This is a genomic window from Rhodococcus sp. KRD175 (assembly GCF_017168275.1).
In the GTDB taxonomy this organism is placed as follows: Bacteria; Actinomycetota; Actinomycetes; order Mycobacteriales; family Mycobacteriaceae; genus Rhodococcoides; species Rhodococcoides fascians.
This window is the reverse complement of sequence record NZ_JABFAQ010000004.1, coordinates 638,547-658,896: the sequence shown is the minus strand read 5'-3', so window position 1 is coordinate 658,896 and position 20,350 is coordinate 638,547. Positions and strand designations below refer to the sequence as shown.

Annotated in this window: 17 protein-coding genes; 8 read left to right on the top strand and 9 right to left on the bottom strand. The window is 64.5% G+C overall.

Features of this window, described 5'->3' with window-relative positions:
* Positions 1–44: 44 nt before the first annotated feature.
* A complete protein-coding gene (locus tag J1M81_RS07610; RefSeq protein WP_032374022.1) occupies positions 45–938 on the top strand; it encodes a siderophore-interacting protein in 894 nt (297 codons plus the stop codon).
* Here the strand turns inward: J1M81_RS07610 and J1M81_RS07605 are convergent.
* On the bottom strand, positions 935–2,128 hold the full coding sequence (locus J1M81_RS07605) for an FAD-dependent monooxygenase (RefSeq protein ID WP_032374021.1): 1,194 nt from the start codon (positions 2,126–2,128) through the stop codon (positions 935–937). The genes J1M81_RS07610 and J1M81_RS07605 overlap by 4 nt on opposite strands.
* Before the next feature lie 116 nt (positions 2,129–2,244).
* Between J1M81_RS07605 and J1M81_RS07600 the strand changes: the two genes are divergently transcribed.
* From J1M81_RS07600 to J1M81_RS07590, 3 genes are read left to right on the top strand one after another with little or no spacing between them, the layout of a single operon-like run.
* A complete protein-coding gene (locus tag J1M81_RS07600) occupies positions 2,245–3,285 on the top strand; it encodes an iron ABC transporter substrate-binding protein (RefSeq protein WP_052061438.1) in 1,041 nt (346 codons plus the stop codon).
* A gap of 9 nt (positions 3,286–3,294) precedes the next feature.
* Positions 3,295–4,857, top strand: coding sequence for an iron ABC transporter permease (locus J1M81_RS07595; RefSeq protein WP_230595253.1), 1,563 nt, complete (start codon positions 3,295–3,297; stop codon positions 4,855–4,857).
* A 2-nt stretch (positions 4,858–4,859) separates the two neighbouring features.
* Positions 4,860–5,909, top strand: a complete 1,050-nt coding sequence (locus J1M81_RS07590) for an ABC transporter ATP-binding protein (protein ID WP_230593429.1) — start codon at positions 4,860–4,862, stop codon at positions 5,907–5,909.
* Between the two features lie 57 nt (positions 5,910–5,966).
* Here the strand turns inward: J1M81_RS07590 and J1M81_RS07585 are convergent, their stop codons facing one another.
* On the bottom strand, positions 5,967–7,370 hold the full coding sequence (locus J1M81_RS07585; RefSeq protein ID WP_032400075.1) for an MDR family MFS transporter: 1,404 nt from the start codon (positions 7,368–7,370) through the stop codon (positions 5,967–5,969).
* A gap of 63 nt (positions 7,371–7,433) precedes the next feature.
* Between J1M81_RS07585 and J1M81_RS07580 the strand changes: the two genes are divergently transcribed.
* Together J1M81_RS07580 and J1M81_RS07575 are read left to right on the top strand one after the other, a co-directional pair.
* Complete coding sequence (locus J1M81_RS07580; RefSeq protein WP_032374034.1) at positions 7,434–8,318, top strand: phosphoribosylaminoimidazolesuccinocarboxamide synthase; 885 nt, start codon at positions 7,434–7,436, stop codon at positions 8,316–8,318.
* Positions 8,315–10,453, top strand: coding sequence for a S9 family peptidase (locus J1M81_RS07575; RefSeq protein WP_206497844.1), 2,139 nt, complete (start codon positions 8,315–8,317; stop codon positions 10,451–10,453). Before J1M81_RS07580 ends, J1M81_RS07575 begins: the two co-directional genes overlap by 4 nt.
* Before the next feature lie 802 nt (positions 10,454–11,255).
* Here J1M81_RS07575 and J1M81_RS07570 read toward each other — a convergent pair.
* Positions 11,256–11,939: a pyridoxamine 5'-phosphate oxidase family protein gene (locus tag J1M81_RS07570; protein WP_206497843.1), complete on the bottom strand. Its 684-nt coding sequence runs from the start codon at positions 11,937–11,939 to the stop codon at positions 11,256–11,258.
* A gap of 92 nt (positions 11,940–12,031) precedes the next feature.
* Here J1M81_RS07570 and J1M81_RS07565 point away from each other — a divergent pair, with 92 nt between their 5' ends.
* On the top strand, positions 12,032–13,435 hold the full coding sequence (locus J1M81_RS07565) for a PLP-dependent aminotransferase family protein (protein WP_241257720.1): 1,404 nt from the start codon (positions 12,032–12,034) through the stop codon (positions 13,433–13,435).
* Here J1M81_RS07565 and murA read toward each other — a convergent pair.
* Complete coding sequence (gene murA / locus J1M81_RS07560) at positions 13,428–14,681, bottom strand: UDP-N-acetylglucosamine 1-carboxyvinyltransferase (protein WP_027497895.1); 1,254 nt, start codon at positions 14,679–14,681, stop codon at positions 13,428–13,430. The two genes, J1M81_RS07565 and murA, sit on opposite strands and share 8 nt — an antisense overlap.
* A gap of 53 nt (positions 14,682–14,734) precedes the next feature.
* On the opposite strand from murA, the gene J1M81_RS07555 reads away from it, so the two are divergent.
* Complete coding sequence (locus J1M81_RS07555; protein WP_032368771.1) at positions 14,735–15,328, top strand: cob(I)yrinic acid a,c-diamide adenosyltransferase; 594 nt, start codon at positions 14,735–14,737, stop codon at positions 15,326–15,328.
* 19 nt (positions 15,329–15,347) lie between these two features.
* Here the strand turns inward: J1M81_RS07555 and J1M81_RS07550 are convergent, their stop codons facing one another.
* Genes J1M81_RS07550 through atpA form a run of 5 tightly spaced genes read right to left on the bottom strand, consistent with a single transcriptional unit; the run spans position 15,348 to position 20,324 of the window.
* A complete protein-coding gene (locus J1M81_RS07550; protein ID WP_027497897.1) occupies positions 15,348–15,785 on the bottom strand; it encodes a DUF2550 domain-containing protein in 438 nt (145 codons plus the stop codon).
* A 29-nt stretch (positions 15,786–15,814) separates the two neighbouring features.
* Entirely contained in the window at positions 15,815–16,174 is a 360-nt protein-coding gene (locus tag J1M81_RS07545) for a F0F1 ATP synthase subunit epsilon (RefSeq protein ID WP_027497898.1), read from the bottom strand.
* A 30-nt stretch (positions 16,175–16,204) separates the two neighbouring features.
* Positions 16,205–17,653, bottom strand: a complete 1,449-nt coding sequence (atpD, locus tag J1M81_RS07540; protein ID WP_027497899.1) for a F0F1 ATP synthase subunit beta — start codon at positions 17,651–17,653, stop codon at positions 16,205–16,207.
* A 3-nt stretch (positions 17,654–17,656) separates the two neighbouring features.
* A complete protein-coding gene (locus tag J1M81_RS07535; RefSeq protein ID WP_027497900.1) occupies positions 17,657–18,628 on the bottom strand; it encodes a F0F1 ATP synthase subunit gamma in 972 nt (323 codons plus the stop codon).
* A 52-nt stretch (positions 18,629–18,680) separates the two neighbouring features.
* Entirely contained in the window at positions 18,681–20,324 is a 1,644-nt protein-coding gene (gene atpA, locus J1M81_RS07530) for a F0F1 ATP synthase subunit alpha (RefSeq protein ID WP_032365581.1), read from the bottom strand.
* Positions 20,325–20,350: the final 26 nt, after the last annotated feature.

Below are 20,350 nucleotides of genomic sequence, written 5' to 3'. Positions count from 1 at the left end.
GAGGGTTCTCGCACAGTCGGACGAGAGATGTATCGAGGACGAAGATGACCGATCAGCAGCGTGGTTTCCACTACGCCGACGTCGTTGCGGTGGAGCAGCTCACCGTGCACATGGTGCGCGTCACCTTCGGCGGCGAGCACGTCGCCGGTTACCGCACGCTCGGGGCACCCGACGAGTGCGTCGGGGTCTACTTTCCGCGCGAAGGCGAGTCGGCACCGCCGCCGATGACCGAGGTCGACGGCCTGTGGTGGTTCCACGGCCTCGAGAACGCGCCGGAGGGCCGGAACTACACGATCCGACGCGTCGATCCCGACCGCGGCCAGTTGACCATCGACTTCTTCGCACACGAGGGCGGCGTCGCGGCCACCTGGGCCCAGCAGGCCGCCCCCGGCCAGACGGTGCTCTTCACCCGTCCGCGGTCGTGGTACTCACCGCCCGCCGACGTCGATTGGCTGCTGCTGGTGGCCGATATGACCGGAGTTCCTGCGCTGGGGCGACTGATCGAACAGTTGCCCGCAGGCACCCGCGCACACGCGATCGTCGAGGTACTCGAGCGCGGTGACATCCAGACGTTCGAGACAGCCGCCGACGTGACGTTCGATTGGCGTATCGGATCCGGAAACGGAGACAGCGCCAGCGTGCTCGACGACGCGGTGCTCGCATACCCGCTACCCGAGGGTCGCGGCTACGTGTGGTTCGCCGCCGAGGCGTCGTCCTCGCGTCGGGTACGCAAGTACTTCCGCAAGGACTTGGGTTACGACAACAAGTATTTCGACATCATCGGCTACTGGCGCGCTGACTCGGAGAAGTGGCTCGAAAAGTACAAGCAGTACCAGGAGGAGGCGCTTGCGGTGTACAACGGCGTCATCGAATCCGGCCGCACCGAGCAGGAAGCCAGCGAGGCGTTCGACGCGCTGCTCGAGCGGGTCGGGCTCTAACGCCGAAATTCGTAGTCGGGCAATTCCAGCGTCGCCGCGTCGGGACCGAGGAATCTGCTCGTGACCGCCTGGACCGGCTTCGATCCGGCCAGGCGCAGCACGGTGCGAAAAGCAGCTACTCCCACAGTCGTTTTCGGATGCGCGACGCGAGGCACGCCGGGCGGCAGCTTCTGAGCCTGATTCACGAACGGACGCATGCGCGCCTCGAAGGCCTCGAACCCGGCGCGATGATCGCGCGCTCGGGCGAGTTCCCCGGCGAGCACGTAGGCCCCGGTGACCGACAACGTGGTGCCCATCCCGCTCAATAGTGTTGCGCACCAAGCAGCGTCGCCCAGCATGCCGATTCTGCCGTTCGACCATCGCGGAGCCTGCACCTGGGCCAGATAGTCGACGTAGAGCTCCGAATCAGGTCCGAGCGAATTCAGGATTCTGGGCACTTCCCAGCCGACGTCGGCGAACGTCGCTCGCAAGGCGGCAATCACCTGCTCGGTGGACGCGCCTTCGTACCCGCCGTCGTCGGACACCCAGGACAGGCTGAAACGCGTCGTGCCGAGGTTGTCCGGGCGCAGATTGGCGACCCTGGATCCGGGGGCGTTGTACCACCGCCACCAGCCGTCGTCACTCGGTCCCTTCGGCAAAACCCCGTAGGCGGTGTACAAGCCGACCGGCGTGGTCTCCGCCTCGGCAGGAAACGCCAGTTCTCTGCTACTGGAACGGATTCCGTCGGCGAACACGACGAGGTCGAACCTCTCCGCTGCGTTCGACGCGAACGTGACATCGACGCCGTCGGCATCCTGAGCCACGTCGACGACGCGATCGCCGTACCGGTACTCGGTTCGCGGACCGGCTGATTCGACGAGAATCCGCGCGAACTCGCCGCGCAGAATCTCCATCTCCGCCGTCGGTCCGTCGTGTGATCCGTCTCCGGCCGGAAAGGCCGCGATGGTGGCGTCGGAATCGTCGACGAATCTGGTGCCCTTTTCGGTGGTGCCGTTGGCCAGCAGGGTCTGCTCCAGGCCCATGCGCCGCAGCACCTCGCGTCCACTACCGCGGACGTCGATGTTCTGGCCGCCCAGACGCAGCTGCGGACTGCGCTCGACGACGACGACGTCGTATCCCGCTCTGTCGAGCCAGTAGGCGACGGTGGGGCCGGCGATGCTGGCACCGGTGACGAGCACGCGTTCGGTCATCGGGCGGGAATGCCCGGGCGGCCGGTCGTTCAATCCGGGGGGGAAAGTAGCTGAGCCTCACCTTGGTGGTGTACTTTCTCGAATTGTCCGTTTGACCCGTTTTCGTCAGGAGAACCGTGTTCACCGTTCGCCGTCTGGCGCTGCTCTCGTGCAGTGCAACCCTTGCCCTCGGTTTGGTCGCCTGCAGCTCTTCGGACTCCGGTGACACCACCTCCACCTCCGAGTCCGCCACCGCAGAGTCCGCCCTGGTGGTGTACTCCGGCCGCGGCGAAGAACTCGTCGACCCCCTGATCGAACGCATCGGCGGCGGCATCGAGGTCGACTATTCGGGCAACACCAACGCCCAGGCCGCGAAGATCCTCGAAGAGGGCGACGCGACGCCGGCCGACGTCTTCTACGGCCAGGATGCAGGTGCACTGGGGGCCCTCGACGAAGCAGGGGCGCTCGCACCGCTGCCCGAGGACATCCTCGCGCTCGTCCCCGAGCAGTACCGCGGCACCGACGGCACCTGGGTCGCCACGTCCGCACGGGCCCGCGTGCTGGCCTACAACTCCGATTCGGTGCAGGCAGCAGACCTGCCCACCGGTATCGACGGACTGCTCGACCCACGCTGGCGCGGACAGATCGGCTACGCACCCACCAACGCGTCGTTCCAGGCGTTTGTCACCGCATTGCGCGTGCAGCGCGGCGAGGAGGGTGCGCGCACCTGGCTCGAAGGATTCGTCGCCAACGAGCCGGTCGCGTTCGAGGGCAACGGTCCGCTGCTGACCGCCGTCAACGACGGGCAGGTCGCCACGGGACTGCTCAACCACTACTACTGGTACCCGTTCAAGGACGAGAACGGTGCCGACGCTCCCGTCGAGCTGCACTACTTCGAGCCCGGCGACCCCGGCGCATTGATCAACGTCGCCGGTGCCGGTGTGCTGGCGGCGTCGGACAACCAGGAAGCGGCATTCGATTTCGTGCGCGAGCTGCTCTCGACCGAATCGCAGACGTACTTCGCCAACGAGACCGCCGAATACCCCGTCATCGACGGCGTCACGTCCGACTACGACCTGCCGCCGCTGTCGGACCTGGGTTCGACCGACCTCGACCTGGGCCGACTCTCGTCCCTCGAGGAGACCCAGACCCTGCTCACCGACGTCGGAATCATCTAGTCGGTGTTCGTGTCCGCACTCCAGCCGCTTCTGCGGCGCCACTTCGGCGGTCGTCCCGTTCTCGGGACGACCGCGTTGTGCGTGGGAGCGCTGACGCTGACACCCTTGGTGTACCTGTTCGTTCGAGCGTTCGACGGCGGAACCGAGAAGGTACTGCGGCTGCTCCTGCGGCAACGCACCCTCGACCTCGTTGTCCGGACGGCCACGCTCGCGCTCACCGTCGTGGTCGCCTCCGTCGTGGTGGGCACGCTGCTCGCCTGGTTGACCGTCCGAACCGATCTACCGGGTCGACGCATCTTCTCGATGATCCTCGCGGCACCGCTGGCCATCCCGTCGTACGTGTCCGGTTATCTGTGGATCGCTGAATTTCCCTCCCTTGCAGGATTTTCCGGTGCTGCGCTGGTGCTGACGTTGTCGTGTTTCCCGCTGGTGATGTTGCCGGTGTCCGCGGCGTTCGCCACCGCGGACCCGTCGTTGACCGAAGTGTCCCGCACCCTCGGCCGCGGGGCGGTACGCACCGCATTGACCGTCGAGTGCCGTCGCATCGTTCCGGCTGCGGCAGCAGGCGCGTTGTTGGTGGCGCTGTACACCATCAGTGACTTCGGGGCGGTGGCACTGATGCGGTACGACGCCTTCACTCTCGGCATCTACAGCGCCTACCGCGGCGGGCTCGATCGCACCGCGGCCGCTGTTCTCGGGTTGGTCCTCGTGGTGGGCGCGTTGGTGTTGACCCTCCTCGAACGGCGCGCTCGACGCGGGGCCACGGCGCGGGTGGGATCGGGAACCGACCGGATGGCCGAGCCTGTGGTTCTCGGCCGGTGGCGCGTGCCTGCTCTGGCCGTTATCGTTGCAGCCCTCGGTGTTTCGGTGCTGGTACCGATTCTGGCCCTGGCGCGATGGCTCACTCGATCGCTGCGCTTCACCGTCGACTGGTCGGACGTGCTGGCTGTCAGCGCAAAGACGGTCCAGTACTCGGCGACTGCTGCTCTGGTGGTCGCCGTGCTTGCGTTGCCGGTGGCGTTGTTCGCGGCCCGGTCCACGTCCCGCAGTGCGCGCACCGCCGAGTTGTCCACGTACATTGCGCACGGTCTCCCGGGTATCACCGTGGGACTGGCGACGGTGTTTCTCGGAATCAGATTTCTACCGTCGTTCTATCAGACCGCGGTGCTGCTGGTGCTGGCGTACGTGGTGCTGTTCCTGCCGTTGGCCGTCGGCAGCACCCGATCGGTCGTCGACGCCACTCCGGTTGTGCTCGAGGATGTTTCACGGACCCTCGGTGCCGGGCGAGTGCGCACCGACCTGCGGGTGACGATTCCTGTCGCCGCGCCCGGCATCGCGGCCGGAGCCGCCCTGGTGTTCCTGACCGTCGCCAAGGAATTACCGGCGACGTTGATGCTGCGCCCCCGCGGTGTGGACACGCTCGCGACCACGCTGTGGTCCACCACCGAGGCATTCCGCTACGGCGAGGCAGCCCCCTACGCCCTCGCATTGATCCTGATCTCCGTGGTCCCGACGATCGTCCTGACCCGGGCGCTGCGGCGTACGACGCGAAAGCGAGTGACACTGTCATGAGCATGGTGATGTCCGATCTCGTTGCCTCGTACGGCAGTACGACGGTGCTGCACGGAATCGATCTCGACCTCGGCGACGGTGAGATGCTCGCCGTTCTCGGACCCTCAGGCTGCGGCAAGACGACTCTGCTGCGATCGATCGCAGGCCTGCACCGTATCGACGCGGGCCGCATCACCGCCGACGGGCGCGACCTCTCCGTCGCCGGGCGTGTTCAGGTGCCACCGGAGAAGCGGGGAGTAGGCCTGATGCCGCAGGAAGGTGGACTGTTTCCACATCTGACGGTGCGCCGAAACATCGAATTCGGTTTGCGCACAGGGTTCGTGCGGCCGTACCTGTCCGGCCGAGCCGAACGGGCCCGACGCGTCGACGAGATGCTCGAGCTCGTCGGACTGCCCGACGCCGGTGCGGTTCGACCCAGCGAACTCTCGGGCGGGCAGCAGCAGCGGATCGCGTTGGCGCGCGCGTTGGCCCCGGCTCCCTCGGTGGTGTTGATGGACGAGCCGTTCGCTGCTCTCGATGCAGGTCTGCGGACCTCGATTCGGCAGGACGTGCGAGAGTTGTTGCTCACCAGCAAGACCGCGTCGATTCTCGTCACCCACGATCGGGCCGAGGCTCTGGGCACCGCGGATCGGGTTGCGGTCCTGCTGGGCGGGCGCTGTGCGCAGGTCGATACGCCGCGTGCACTGTACGAGCGGCCCACCACGCCGGCTGTGGCGAGCTTCGTCGGCGACGCCTATTACGTCGACGCTGCCGCGCGCGACGGTTGGGTCGACACCGTTCTCGGTCGTCTCGAATCCACCACCAGGGCAACGGGTATGGGGCAGGTCTTGCTCCGGCCCGAACAGTTGGTGGTCTCGGAGCGCGAGGACGGCGAATTTCTCGTCGAACACGAGGATTTCACCGGCCCCGAATGCTCGGTCACTGTGCGACACCGCGATACCGGGCTCCGGCTGCGTGTCGTCGCTCGGGCCTGCGACCGATTCGCTCCCGGTACAGCCGTGAACGTCTCGGTGACCTCACCGGTGCACTGGTTTCCGCGTTCGGTGCGTTGATGCCGTGACGCAGGGTTCCGGTTGCGGTACGCGGCGGAACCCTGCGCAGTGGGCGAGTTATCGGGCCGTGCGCTTGGGCATGAACACCGCAGCGACAGTCATCAGGACGGCGGCGACCAGCACTCCGATGAAGACCAGATGGATGGCGTCGGACAGTTGTTCGGGTTCTGGATCTCCGGACACACGGGCGTTGACGATGGCACCGAACACCGCGACGCCGACGGCGCTACCGAGTGAACGGGCGAACATGTTGGTGGAGGTGACGACGCCGCGTTCGGCCCACTCGACGCTCGACTGTGCGGCGATCAATGTGGGGCTCGCGATCAACCCCATGCCGAGGCCGATGACGAAGCACATCGCCGCGACGTGCCAGATCTGCGAATCGGCGTCGAGCAGAGTCGTCAGTGCCGTACCCACGATCCCGATCGAACCGCCGACCACTGCCGTCGTGCGGAAGCCGAAGCGCAGGTACACCCGCCCGGACTGGGATGCCGCGATCGGCCAGCCGAGGGTCAGCGTGGACAGCGAGAAGCCGGCGATGATGGCTCCGGTGCCGAACACGCCCTGTACGAAGGTCGGGACGTAGGACGTCAGTCCCAGGATCAATGCGCCGACGAGCAACGAGATGAAGCTGCTGACCACCAGCACCCGCCGGGTGAACACCCACAGCGGCAGGATCGGCTCCTCGGCGCGGGACTCGACCCACGCGAACACCGCCAGCAGTAGGAAGCCCACGACGAAGATCGCGATGCTGATCGGCGAACCCCAGGCCCAGGACTGGCCGCCTTCGAGCAGGCCGAGGAGCACCATCGTCGCGCCGACCGTGAGCAGAGCGGCACCGAGGTAATCGATCTTCGGCTTGGTGCGTTCGACTGCGCCTTCCTCGAACTTGCGCAGCAACATGAACGCCGCCACCGCGCACAGCGGAATGTTGATGAAAAAGATCCACCGCCACGACAGGTACTCGGAGAAGACGCCACCGAGGGCGGGGCCGAGCACCGAGGAGATCGCCCACACGCTGGCCAGGTAGCCCTGCACCTTGGCGCGCTCGGGCAGCGTGTAGATGTCGCCTGCGATGGTGATGGACATCGGCTGGACGGCACCCGCGCCGAGTCCCTGAATCGCGCGGAAAGCAATCAGAGCAGGCATGCTCCACGCCAGGCCGCACAGAATCGAGCCCAGGCAGAACACCGCGATGCCGAACACCATGATCTTCTTGCGCCCGAACAGATCGGACAATTTGCCGTAGAGCGGCACCGAGACAGCCTGTGCCAGCAGGTAGATCGAGAACAACCACGGGAACTGCGCAAACCCGCCGAGGTCGCCGACGATGGTGAGCACCGCAGTGGCGATGATCGTCGCGTCCAGCGCAACCAGCGACGAGCTGAGCATCAGCGCGATCAGGATGGGACCGCGTTCGGAGCGGAATCCGATGTCCGGGGTCGATTCGGTCGTTGCCATTGCTACTCATTGTGATCCCTGCCCGCCGACGTGGCGGCACCGGCCCAGATAGTGTTGAGCCTCGTGCGACCATCACTGAGTAGCTACGAGCATCTGGCCGGCGGCAAGGTCCGCGATCTGTACACGATCGACGACGCGCATCTGCTGCTCGTCGCGAGCGATCGAATCTCGGCCTACGACCACATCCTCGACACCCCGATCCCGGACAAGGGACGGGTGTTGACGGCGATGAGCGTGTTCTTCTTCGAGGAGCTCGGCGGCGTCAACCACCTGGCCGGTGATCCGCTCGACGAACGCATCCCCGCCGAACTGCTCGGCCGCGCCCTGGTGGTGAAGAAGCTGAACATGGTGCCGATCGAGTGCGTTGCTCGCGGCTATCTCACCGGATCCGGGTTGGCGGATTACAACGCGACCGGTGCCGTGTGTGGCGTCGAACTGCCGCCCGGCCTGATCGAATCGAGCAAACTCGACGAGGTCATCTTCACTCCTGCCGCCAAGGCCGAACTGGGTGAGCACGACGAGAACATCACCTTCGACCAGGCCGTCGAACTGGTCGGTGCCGAGCTGGCCTTCAAGCTCCGCGAAGACACCATCGAGATCTATTCGCGTGCAGCCAACTTCGCTCTGGAACGCGGAATCATTCTCGCGGACACCAAGTTCGAGTTCGGGACCGATGCCGACGGCAACCTCGTTCTCGCCGACGAGGTGCTCACCCCCGATTCCTCACGCTACTGGCCTGCTGACTCGTACGAAGAAGGTCGCGTTCAGCCCAGTTTCGACAAGCAGTTCGTTCGCGACTGGCTGACCGGCGAATCCGGCTGGGACCGAGCGTCCGACACCCCACCGCCACCGTTGCCCGACGACGTCGTCGCCGCAACGCGCAGCCGCTACATCGAGGCCTACGAGCGCATCTCGGGCCTGAACTTCGACGATTGGGTCACGCCATGACGATCACCCCTCCCATTGCCAAGAAGGTGCCGCAGGGGCGCACCCATCACGGCGACACGTTCATCGACAACTACGAGTGGTTGCGCGCCAAGGAAGACCCCGAGGTGATCGCCTACCTCGAAGCCGAGAACGCGTACACCGAGCAGCAGACGGCCGGACTGGAAGCACTCCGCGGCACGATCTTCGACGAGATCAAATCGCGCACCCAGGAGACCGACCTGTCCGTGCCGACGCGCATGGGCCAGTGGTGGTATTACTCGCGCACCGTCGAGGGTAAGTCGTACGGCCTCCAATGCCGTTGCCCCGTCGACTCTCCCGACGACTGGACACCGCCGACGCTGTCTTCCGACGTGGACGTACCCGGTGAGCAAATCCTGCTCGACGCGAACGTCGAAGCCGAGGGTCACGACTTCTTCTCGCTCGGTGCATTCTCGATCAGCCTCGACGGCACGTTGCTGGCGTACTCGACCGACACAGAGGGCGACGAGCGGTACACACTGCGCTTCAAGAACCTCGAAACCGGAGAACTGCTGGCCGACACCATCGAGAACGTCGCGCCGGGAGCCACCTGGACCGCCGACGCCACCCACGTCTTCTACCTGACGGTCGACGAATCCTGGCGTCCCGACACCGTCTGGCGACACACCCTCGGTAAGGCCGAGGACGTCAAGGTCTTTCACGAGCCCGACGAAAGCTACTGGGTCGGCTTCGGTTCCACCCGTAGCGAGAAGTACCTGATGATCTGGGTCGGTTCCAAGATCACCTCCGAGTGCCTCGTCCTGGAATCCACCGATCCCGAGGGCGAGTTCCGCGTCGTACTGCCGCGCACGGACGGCATCGAGTACAGCATCGAACACGCCGTCGTGGCCGGTGAGGATCGCTTCCTCATCACCCACAACGGCTCGGTCAACGGCTGGGGTACCGAGGGGGAGAAGGCCGAGAACTTCCTGCTCGCCGAGGCCCCGGTGAGCGATCCACTCGATCAGCGCATTCTGGTTCCACACCGCGACGACGTCCGAGTCGAGGACATCGACGCCTTCGCCGGACACCTGATCTTCACCTACCGCCGAGAAGCGTTGACCCGCATGGCGATCTGGCCGCTGACCGACGAGGGATACGGCGAATACCGCGAGCTCGAGTTCGACGAGGAGCTCTATTCGGTCGGAGCCGGCTCGAACCCGGAGTGGGACCAGCCCCTGCTGAGGATGGTCTACACCTCCTTCATCACCCCCGGTCAGGTGTACGACCTGGATATCGCGAGCGGGGAATTGCTGCTCCGCAAATCGCAGCCGGTTCTCGGTGAGTTCGACGCCGGCGACTATGTGCAGCACCGAGAGTGGGCGACCGCGCCGGACGGAACACAGATTCCGCTGTCGGTCATCGCTCGCAAGGACGTCCCCGAGGGTCCTGCTCCCACGCTGCTGTACGGCTACGGATCGTACGAGGCATCGATGGACCCGTCGTTCTCGGTGGCGCGGTTGTCTCTGCTCGACCGCGGCATCGTCTTCGTCGTCGCACACGTGCGCGGCGGCGGTGAGATGGGTAGGCACTGGTACGACCAGGGCAAGACGCTGCAGAAGAAGAACACGTTCACCGACTTCATCGCTGCCGCACAGCATCTGATCGACACCGGCCGTACCTCACCGAAGCATCTGGTTGCTGACGGCGGCAGCGCAGGCGGTCTGCTGATGGGTGCGGTGGCCAACCTTGCACCCGAGCTGTTCAACGGCATCCTGGCCAACGTGCCGTTCGTCGACCCGCTCACCTCCATCCTCGACCCGTCGCTGCCGCTGACGGTCATCGAATGGGACGAGTGGGGAAACCCGTTGGCGGACAAGGAAGTGTACGAATACATGAAGTCGTACAGCCCCTACGAGAACGTCGAGGCCAAGGACTACCCGTCGATCCTCGCGATCACGTCCATCAACGACACCCGCGTCTTGTACGTCGAACCGGCCAAATGGGTTGCGGCCCTGCGTGCCACGAAGACGGGTGACTCGGACCTGCTCCTCAAGACCGAAATGAGCGCCGGACACGGCGGAGTCAGCGGGCGCTACGAGAAATGGAAAGAAGCGGCTTTCGAGTATGCCTGGATCGTCGAGAAGACCGGTGCCCATGTGAGTGGAAATTCGTAGCCTGCTACGTGTTCAGTCTGGGGACATATGAGACACGAGATGTCCACGGACATGTGACACACGGGCTGTGATGATGCTGCGGGGCACTGTGACCGGCTATGGAGTAATCCATGGCCAGATCGGATGCCCGGATGACGTGTTACTCACCCGTTCGCCGCTCGTGTACCCCGAAAGGCCTTACCGCTCGACTTGCATGTGTTAAGCACGCCGCCAGCGTTCGTCCTGAGCCAGGATCAAACTCTCCGTAAAAGACCTGCGAAACAACAGTCCCGAAAGACCGTGAATCAGTCAAAGACATCAAGTCAAATCACTAGCAAAAAAACTCAACTAGCATTTTCAAACAACACCCGACAACAACCACCACAAGCGGATGGCTGATACATCGAATGCTTTCACCAAATAAAATTCGGCACTGACATTCATCGACACACTGTTGAGTTCTCAAAGAACACGCACACACTCGAACCCCACGAGCACGCAGTCCGTAGGCCTCAAGGGCAACTGTTCCAGCCTATCCCAGCTTGGTCTCGGACACAAGGCCCGACTCTTGGGGGATAAAACCTGCCGAGCCACACGTCCAACCTCGTTCACCCAGTCCGTGAAGACCGGGTCGGTGTCCGTCGCTCTGACTCGACAAAAGTTACGCCACCAACCACACCAACGCAAATCGGCAGGTGGATCGACTTACCGCCGGCATCCGCGCAGGTCGGAGAACCTGTGCGCAAGAAGGCCTCGCATTCGGCCGGCACATCCCCGCATGTGACGCCAGCCATATCTTGCGAACAGTCGACAGAAACGGGTTTCATGAGCGGGACAACGCCAGAACGTGGTCGGGCACATCGAGGTTCGGTTCCACATCTTCCCCACGCTCTGCAGTGCCGACGTATTGACCGATCGGAATCACACCCGCCCACACTTCACCTGCTGCAATGTCGGCCTCGTCGTCGATCGGTCCGCCGGTCCGCGCTTTCACCGATGCTTCGTATAGCGGTAGCGCCAACACACTGGTCGCCGCCAGCTCTTTCCTCGTATGCGCCCGCAGATATGTGCTTCTACCCGGAACGACCTGATCGACTATGGCGTCCAATGCCCGTGCCCGTTCGTCCTCGTCCTCCACTCGACGTGGCCGTCCCACGATGACGGCGCTTCGATAGTTCATCGAGTGATGGAACGCGGACCGGGCCAGAACCAACCCGTCGACGACCGTGACCGTCACGCAGATGTCCTGATCAGGCGCCTCCACCAGGCTTCGAGAGGCGACCGAACCATGGAGGTACAGGGTTCCCGCCCTGTCCGGCCCGTCCGGATCCAGGCCGAACACGGTCGGGAGCACACGTGGCACGTTCCCCACCAGCACCCCCATATGACAGAGGCGAGCCGATCGGAGAACGTCGAGCAACGCCGTCCGCTCCGACTGCGCACGCTGCCGACCTCGGACCACGGTGGTCCTGGATGTTGGGGACAGAAGTGTTTCGTCGGCCGTCATGCCACCAGAGTGCCGCCCCGTTGGCTCACTGTCATGGTCCAATAGGGAGCAATGATGCTAGGCCACTTTCTGCCATGGACAGGTGACGCACGATGACCTTGCCGCCGAATGCCCTGTCGATCGCGATCGATCGAGCCGACCGCCGCACGTTGCCCGTTCAGGTGGCCGACGGTATCCGGGCGGCCATCGATCGCGGCGAGCTCGAGCCGGGCGTCCGATTGCCAAGCACCAGAGCACTTTCCGTCGAAATGGGTCTGGCTCGTGCGGTGGTGGAGAAGGCGTACGAGCAGCTCGTCGCCGAAGGATGGCTCGAGGCACGTCGCGGATCCGGCAACTACGTCCGAGATGTTCCGCATGCCGTTCGGTCGGACCACAGGCTGCACCGAGCACAGGAAGGCCCACCCACTACGCAGCGCATTTCGCTGCGCCCCGGAATACCGTGGACTCCGCCTCGCCCATCCGATGCGTGGAAGCGGGCATGGCGAGACGTCGGTGGCTCTCCCCCACCGGGCGACTACCCCGATCCGGCCGGCTCACTCGACTTGCGGATGCGCATTGCCGACTTGCTCGGCCGTGCTCGCGGGCTGCACACCACCGCGGATTCGATCGTCGTCACCACGGGCAGCATTCACGGTCTGGACCTGGCACTGGGTTCCCTCTCTGTAAACGTCGGCGTCGAACATGTTCTCGCACTGGAGAATCCGGGATACCGGGCTGCTGCTGCCCTCGCTACACACCGCGGGTGGTCCGTTCACGACATCCCCGTCGACCGCGAGGGCCTTGTCGTCGACGAGCTCGAATCGGTTCCTCACGGCACCCCGGCCGTTTACATCACCCCCTCACACCAGTACCCCACCGGCGGACTCATGCCCATCGGTCGTCGGCGCGCCCTGGCGGACTGGGCACGAAGCACCGGAACCACCATCATCGAGGACGACTACGATTCCGAATTCCGTTACGGCATAGCACCTTTGACGACGGTCACCGAGCTCGTTCCGGACCGTGCCGTCTACCTGGGAACGGTATCGAAGACGCTGGGTGCCGGCGTACGCCTCGGATGGATGGTGGCTCCCCCGTCGATGGTCGAGCGCATCACCGACACACGTCGCGCCATCGGCGACTTCCCGTCGGTTCCCGTCCAGCAGGCCATGACCTCGCTGTTGCGCGACGGCGAATGGGACCGGTCCGTACGCACGGCACGTCGGATCTATCGGGCACGTGACCGCGTCGTCGCCGCTGCGCTGGCGCCATTCGGCGAACTTCGGGGCGTCGGTGCCGGGCTGCACACGGTGCTCGTACTCGACGCAGACGTTGCACGCGATATTGCAGCCGACTGCGCGGACAACGGAGTCGATCTGCCAACCTTCGCACATTCGACGCGATCGCCGACCACCGATGGTGGCATCGTCATCGGCTACGGGTCGGTGGCGGACGATCGATTCGAGCGCGCGCTCCGGGTGCTGGTCGACGCTCTCGAGAAGAGGTCGGTCAGCTGACCCGCTCGATGCTCCCGCCGAGAGCGGTCAGGTTTTCCACGAATCGCGGATAGCCCCTGTCGATGTGGAACACGTCGTGCACTTCGGTCGTACCGTCCGCCACCAGCCCGGCCAGGACCAGCCCGGCCCCAGCTCGAATGTCCGAAGACCACACCGGCGCGCTGGAGAGTTGGGGAACACCGCGGACCACAGCATGGTGGCCATCGGTACGCGCATCAGCACCCAGTCGGATCATCTCCTCGACGAACCGGAAGCGTGCCTCGAACACGTTCTCGGTGATCATCGACGTCCCGTCGGCGACGGTTGCGAGCCCGATAGCCATCGGTTGCAGATCCGTGGGAAACCCGGGGTACGGCAACGTCGCAAAGTTCACTGCTCGCGGCCGTTCGTGCTGAACGACGCGGAAGCCGTCCGGTTCGCTGGTCACCTCGGCACCCGCAGACCGCAGCTTGTCCAGCACGAGCGACAGGTGCTTTGGGTTGACCCCACGCACGCGAACGTCCCCGCGCGTCATCGCGGCCGCGATTCCCCACGTAGCAGCGACAATTCGGTCGCCGATGACGCGATGAGTCGTCGGCTTCAACGCGCTGACACCCCGGATGGTGAGGGTCGAGGTGCCTGCGCCCCGGACATCGGCACCCATCTCGTTGAGCATGTTGCACACGTCGACGATGTCCGGTTCGCGTGCCGCGTTGTCGATCACGGTCTCACCGGTAGCGAGCACAGCCGCCATCAGGATGTTCTCCGTCGCTCCCACAGAGGGGAAAGCCAACCTGATGTTCGCGCCGCGCAACTCGTCGGCTTCCGCAACGACGCATCCGTGTTGAATTTCGCTGCGCGCCCCCAGCAACTGCAGTCCGGACTGGTGCATATCCAGCGGACGCGACCCGATGGCGTCACCGCCCGGCAATGCCACCACCGCTCGCTTGCACCGCGCGACGAGAGGGCCGAGGACACAGACCGACGCTCGGAACTGGCGAACAGCCGCGAAATCGGCGTGGTATTTCGGCATGGCCGGGGTCGTGATGTGGACGACCGAGCCGTCGAGCTCCACCTCGCACCCGAGTCCGCGCAGCACCTCCGCCATCAGCGGAACATCCAGGATGTCGGGACAGTTGGTGATCGTGCTGGTTCCCTCGGCGAGCAGGGCCGCGGCCATCAGCTTGAGGACGCTGTTCTTCGCACCACCGACCGCCACCTCACCCACGAGGCGATTACCACCGTTGACCAAAAAGCGTTCACTCACTTCGACAGCGTAGCCAGCGGTACCGACCGGCACCCGCGCGGTACCGTAGCCGCATGGCCGTTCACCTCACGCGCATCTACACCCGGACCGGCGACGACGGGACCACGGGATTGAGCGATTTCTCGAGGGTCTCCAAGAACGACGAGCGGCTGATCGCCTATGCAGATTGCGACGAGACCAACGCGAGCCTCGGAGTCGCACTGGCACTGGGAAATCCGAGTGAATCCGTGCGAACCGTCATCCGGACCGTTCAGAGCGATCTGTTCGACGCCGGAGCGGACCTCTCGACGCCTGTCGTCGACAATCCAGAATATCCACCGCTGAGGATCGATCAGAGTTACATCGACCGCCTCGAAGCCTGGTGCGACGAATTCAACGACGAGCTACCGGCGTTGACGTCATTCATCCTGCCCGGCGGAACACCTCTGGGAGCGCTGCTGCACGTCGCGCGCACCGTGGCTCGGCGCGCGGAGCGGTCGGCCTGGGCAGCGGTTCACGCCTCCCCGGAAACCACGAGCGATCTACCGGCCAAGTACCTCAACAGGCTCTCGGACCTGCTGTTCATCCTGAGCAGGTACGCAAACCCGGAGGGCGACGTGCAGTGGGTACCCGGAGCGAGCCGCTCGACAGGTACCGATACCGACTGATTTCCGGCAAGCGACTCGTTCAGGCCGCCGGCCGACGGCGGCGCGAGCGCCCCGACGGGCGTGACTCCACCCAGGACAGGAAAGCGGTCAACGCACTTCTGTCCAGTGCCATTTCGTACTTCTTGCCATTGTCCGACAACTCCAACACAGCGATGTCCGGAGTCATGATGTCGAACTCGGTGTCGCGGGGGGCCCGTCGGTCCCCCACCTGAACGTCCTGTCTACCGAGCCGATGATCGGGCCCGGGCCGCAGACTGGACAGCTTGAAGAACACCAACGTGTTGTCGCCGTACCGAATGATGCCGTGCCGCCAACCGGCACCGCCCTCGGACGGCAGCACACGCATGATCGCTGCCGTACCACCTCGCCGCAGCACTGCAAGACGATACGCAAAAGCCGCGACGAGCCCTGCGAGCAGCACAACCAGAATGATCAGAGCAATCAATCCGGAGTGCATCGCAGGTCTCGTCGCGGCTTCTCGTGAACCTAGGACCGCTCGACAGCGCGGATACGTCCCTTGGCCACCGCAATGGCCTCGAGGTCGTCGCCGTTCTCTGCCACTACAGCCCGTGCCGATTCGACATCGATGTCATCGGCGAAATCGGCGGACTCCGCCAGCACTGTGACGGTCTTACCCGTCACCGACAGGAAGCCACCGTGCACCGCAGCGATGATCTTCTCGCCGTCGGTCGTCGTGATCGACACCGTGCCCGCCTCGACCAGCTGGCCGAGGACAGGCTCGTGGCCGGCCATGATGCCGATCTCACCTTCGGTGGTCTGAGCACTGACGATGGTCGCAGTACCGGACCACAGCTTCTGCTCCACAGCGACCAGGGAGACCTCCATGCCGCTCTTCTCGGAAGAAGTCACGTCGGTCTACTTTCCGGCCATCTTCTTCGCGGCTGCCTCGACGTCGTCGAGACCACCACAGCTGTTGAAGGCCTGCTCGGGAAGGTGGTCGTACTCACCCTTGGTGACCTTGTCGAACGCCTCGATGGTGTCCGAGAGGGACACGACCGAACCGGCCTCGCCGGTGAACTTCTCGGCAACGATGAAGTTCTGGCCGAGGAACTTCTGGAGACGGCGTGCACGGCCGACCAGAACCTTGTCCTCTTCCTGAAGCTCGTCCATACCGAGGATGGCGATGATGTCCTGCAGCTCCTTGTACTTCTGCAGGATGCGCTTGACCTCGTTGGCGACGCGGAAGTGCTCGGCACCGACGATGCCGGGCTCGAGGATGCGCGAGGTCGAGCTCAGCGGGTCCACAGCGGGGTAGATACCCATCTGCGAAATCGGACGCGACAGCTCGGTCGTCGCATCGAGGTGCGCGAACGTCGTGGCCGGAGCCGGGTCGGTGTAGTCGTCGGCGGGGACGTAGATCGCCTGCAGCGAGGTGATCGAGCGGCCACGGGTCGAGGTGATGCGCTCCTGGAGCTCACCCATCTCGTCCGCCAGCGTGGGCTGGTAACCGACGGCAGACGGCATACGACCGAGAAGGGTCGACACCTCCGAACCTGCCTGCGTGAAGCGGAAGATGTTGTCGATGAACAGCAGCACGTCCTGGCCCTGCACATCGCGGAAGTACTCCGCCATGGTCAGTGCCGACAACGCCACGCGCATACGCGTGCCGGGCGGCTCGTCCATCTGTCCGAAGACGAGGGCGGTGTCCTGGAGGACGCCCATCTCTTCCATCTCGAGGTGAAGGTCGGTGCCCTCACGAGTACGCTCGCCGACTCCTGCGAACACCGAGGTGCCCGAGAACTCGCGTGCGATACGGGTGATCATTTCCTGGATCAGCACGGTCTTGCCGACACCGGCACCACCGAACAGACCGATCTTTCCGCCCTTGACGTACGGCGTCAGCAGGTCGATGACCTTGATGCCGGTCTCGAGGATCTCGGTCTTGCCCTCGAGCTGATCGAAGGCTGGTGGCTTGCGGTGGATGCCCCACTGCTCGCCGTCGCGGCCGAGTCCGGGGGTGTCCAGGCAGTCACCGAGGGCGTTGAACACGTGGCCCTTGACGACGTCACCGACGGGAACCGAGATCGGCTTGCCGGAGTCGACGACAGCCGTGCCACGGACGAGACCGTCGGTGGGCTGCATCGAGATGGTGCGAACCAAGTTGTCACCGAGGTGCTGTGCAACCTCGAGCGTCAGGGTCTTGGCCACGGTCGGCAGAGTGATCTCTGCGTTGAGGGCGTTGAACAGTGCGGGAATCGAGCCGCGCGGGAACTCGACGTCCACAACGGGGCCGATGACCCGAACGACACGGCCGGACTGTGTGTCCGCTCCGCTCGCGTTCTCTTGGGCTACTGCTGCGGTCATTGCTTAGTCACTTCCTGCGCTGTCGGCCAACGCGTTGGCGCCACCGACGATTTCGCTGATTTCCTGGGTGATCTGGGCCTGCCGAGCCTGGTTGGCCTGACGGCTCAAGGTCTCGACCAATTCGTTCGCGTTGTCCGTCGCTGCCTTCATGGCGGTACGACGCGCCGCGGACTCCGACGCTGCTGCATCGAGCAACGACGCGTAGATCCTGGTGCTGATGTACTTGGGCAGCAGCGCCGAGAGCAGAGTGCCTGCCTCCGGCTCGAACTCGTACTGTGCCTGCACATCCGCGGTCGGTGAGTCGGTCAACGCGTCCGCACCCATCTCGAATTCCTCGTCGGTATACGAGATTTCGAGTGGTGCCATCCGGCGAACTTCGGGCTTCTGCGTGAGCATCGACACGAAGCGGGTGTAGACGATGTGCAACTCGTCCACGCCCTCGACGGTGCCTTCACCGTTGGGAGCCTCCACCTCGGTGCCCGAACCCGCCATGAACAGCTCGACCAGATGCCTACTGGCCTTCGCTGCATCGGCGTATCCGGGTTCCTGCGAGAAGCCCGTCCAGGCACCCTTCACGTCCCGCTCACGGAACGTGTAGTAGCCCAGGCCTTTTGCGCCGAGCACGTAGATGACCGGGTCCTTGCCCTCGGAGCGCAGGAGCTGGAAGAGCTCCTCCGTTTCCTTGAGGACGTTGGAGTTGTAGCCACCGCACATACCGCGGTCACTGGTCACGACCAGGACTGCAGCACGCTTGGGCTCGGGTCGCTCGTTGAGCAACGGGTGATCGAGCGAGCTCGATGCACTCGCCAGTGCGGAGAGCACCTTCGTGATCTCTTCCGCGTACGGCTTCGATGCGGCAACGCGGGCCTGCGCCTTGGTGATTCGCGAAGTTGCGATCAACTCTTGCGCTTTGGTGATCTTCTTCGTCGAGTTGACCGACTTGATACGGGAGCGAAGCTCGAGAATGCTTGCCATCTAGCTGTTCACGCTCCCTTCTGTGCTCGTCATGTCACCTGTCATCGCCGGCCTACTTGCTGACTGTCTTGCGGGTGACGTTGACCTGCTCCTGGCTGACCTCGTCGGCGTTCAGAGTGTCTGCCTCGGCCTCGTTGACAACGCGGTTGCCGTCCGAGTCCACGAAGCCGGCCTTGAACTTCTCGGTCGCTTCGGTCAGTGCCTTCTGGTTGTCGTCGTCGAGAGCCTTGCCACCGGCAATGCTGTCGTAGACGCCGCTTGCGTTGCGGTGCAGATCTTCGAGCAGCTCGGTCTCGAAGCGGCGAACATCGCCGACCGGAACGGAGTCGTACGTGCCCTGGCCTGCGAGCCAGATCGAGACGATCTGGTCTTCGACGGCCACCGGTGCGTACTGATCCTGCTTGAGCAGCTCCACCAGGCGAGCGCCGCGCTCGAGCTGCGCCTTGGACGCTGCATCGAGGTCGGACGCGAACGCCGAGAAGGCTTCGAGCTCACGGAACTGAGCAAGCTCGAGACGAAGGGATCCGGAGACCTTCTTCATGCCCTTGGTCTGCGCAGCGCCGCCGACTCGGGAAACCGAGATGCCGACGTTGATGGCGGGACGGACGCCCTTGTTGAAGAGGTCCGATTCCAGGAAGACCTGGCCGTCGGTGATGGAGATGACGTTGGTCGGGATGTACGCGGAGACGTCGTTGGCCTTGGTCTCGATGATCGGCAGTGCCGTCAACGATCCGCCACCGAGCTCATCGGACAGCTTCGCCGAACGCTCCAGCAGGCGGGAGTGCAAGTAGAAGACGTCACCGGGGTATGCCTCTCGGCCCGGCGGGCGACGCAGCAGCAGCGAAATCGCGCGGTAGGCCTCGGCCTGCTTGGTCAGGTCGTCGAACACGATGAGGACGTGCTTGCCCTGGTACATCCAGTGCTGGCCGATGGCCGAGCCGGTGTACGGAGCGAGCCACTTGAAGCCGGCCGAGTCGGACGCGGGTGCGGCGACGATCGTGGTGTATTCGAGTGCGCCCTGCTCTTCGAGTGCAGCCTTGACGCCTGCGATCGTGGAGCCCTTCTGGCCGATGGCGACGTAGATGCAGCGAACCTGCTTCTTGTCGTCGCCGCTCTCCCAGTTCGCCTTCTGGTTCAGGATCGCGTCGATGCAGACCGCAGTCTTGCCGGTCTTGCGGTCGCCGATGATGAGCTGACGCTGGCCGCGGCCGATCGGGGTCATGGCGTCGATCGCCTTGATGCCGGTCTGCAGCGGCTCCTCGACGGGCTGGCGCTCGAGCACCGAGGCAGCCTGCAATTCGAGGGCGCGGGTCTCGGAGGACTCGATGTCGCCGAGGCCGTCGATGGGCTTGCCCAGCGGGTCCACGACGCGACCGAGGTAGCCGTCGCCCACGGGGACCGACAGCACGTCTCCGGTGCGCTTGACTTCCTGGCCTTCTTCGATGTGCTCGTAGTCACCGAGGATGACGGCACCGATTTCGGTGGCATCCAGGTTCAACGCGACACCGAGGACTCCGCCCGGGAACTCCAGGAGTTCGTTGGACATCGCCGACGGCAATCCGGACACGTGAGCGATTCCGTCGCTCGTGTCCGTAACCGTGCCGACCTCCTCGCGGGAAGACTCCGGTGAGTAGCTCGCGGTGAAGTTATCGATCGCGCTACGGATCTCGTCGGAGGAGATCGTCAGCTCCGCCATAGTGTTTCCTGCTCTTCCTTCGAATG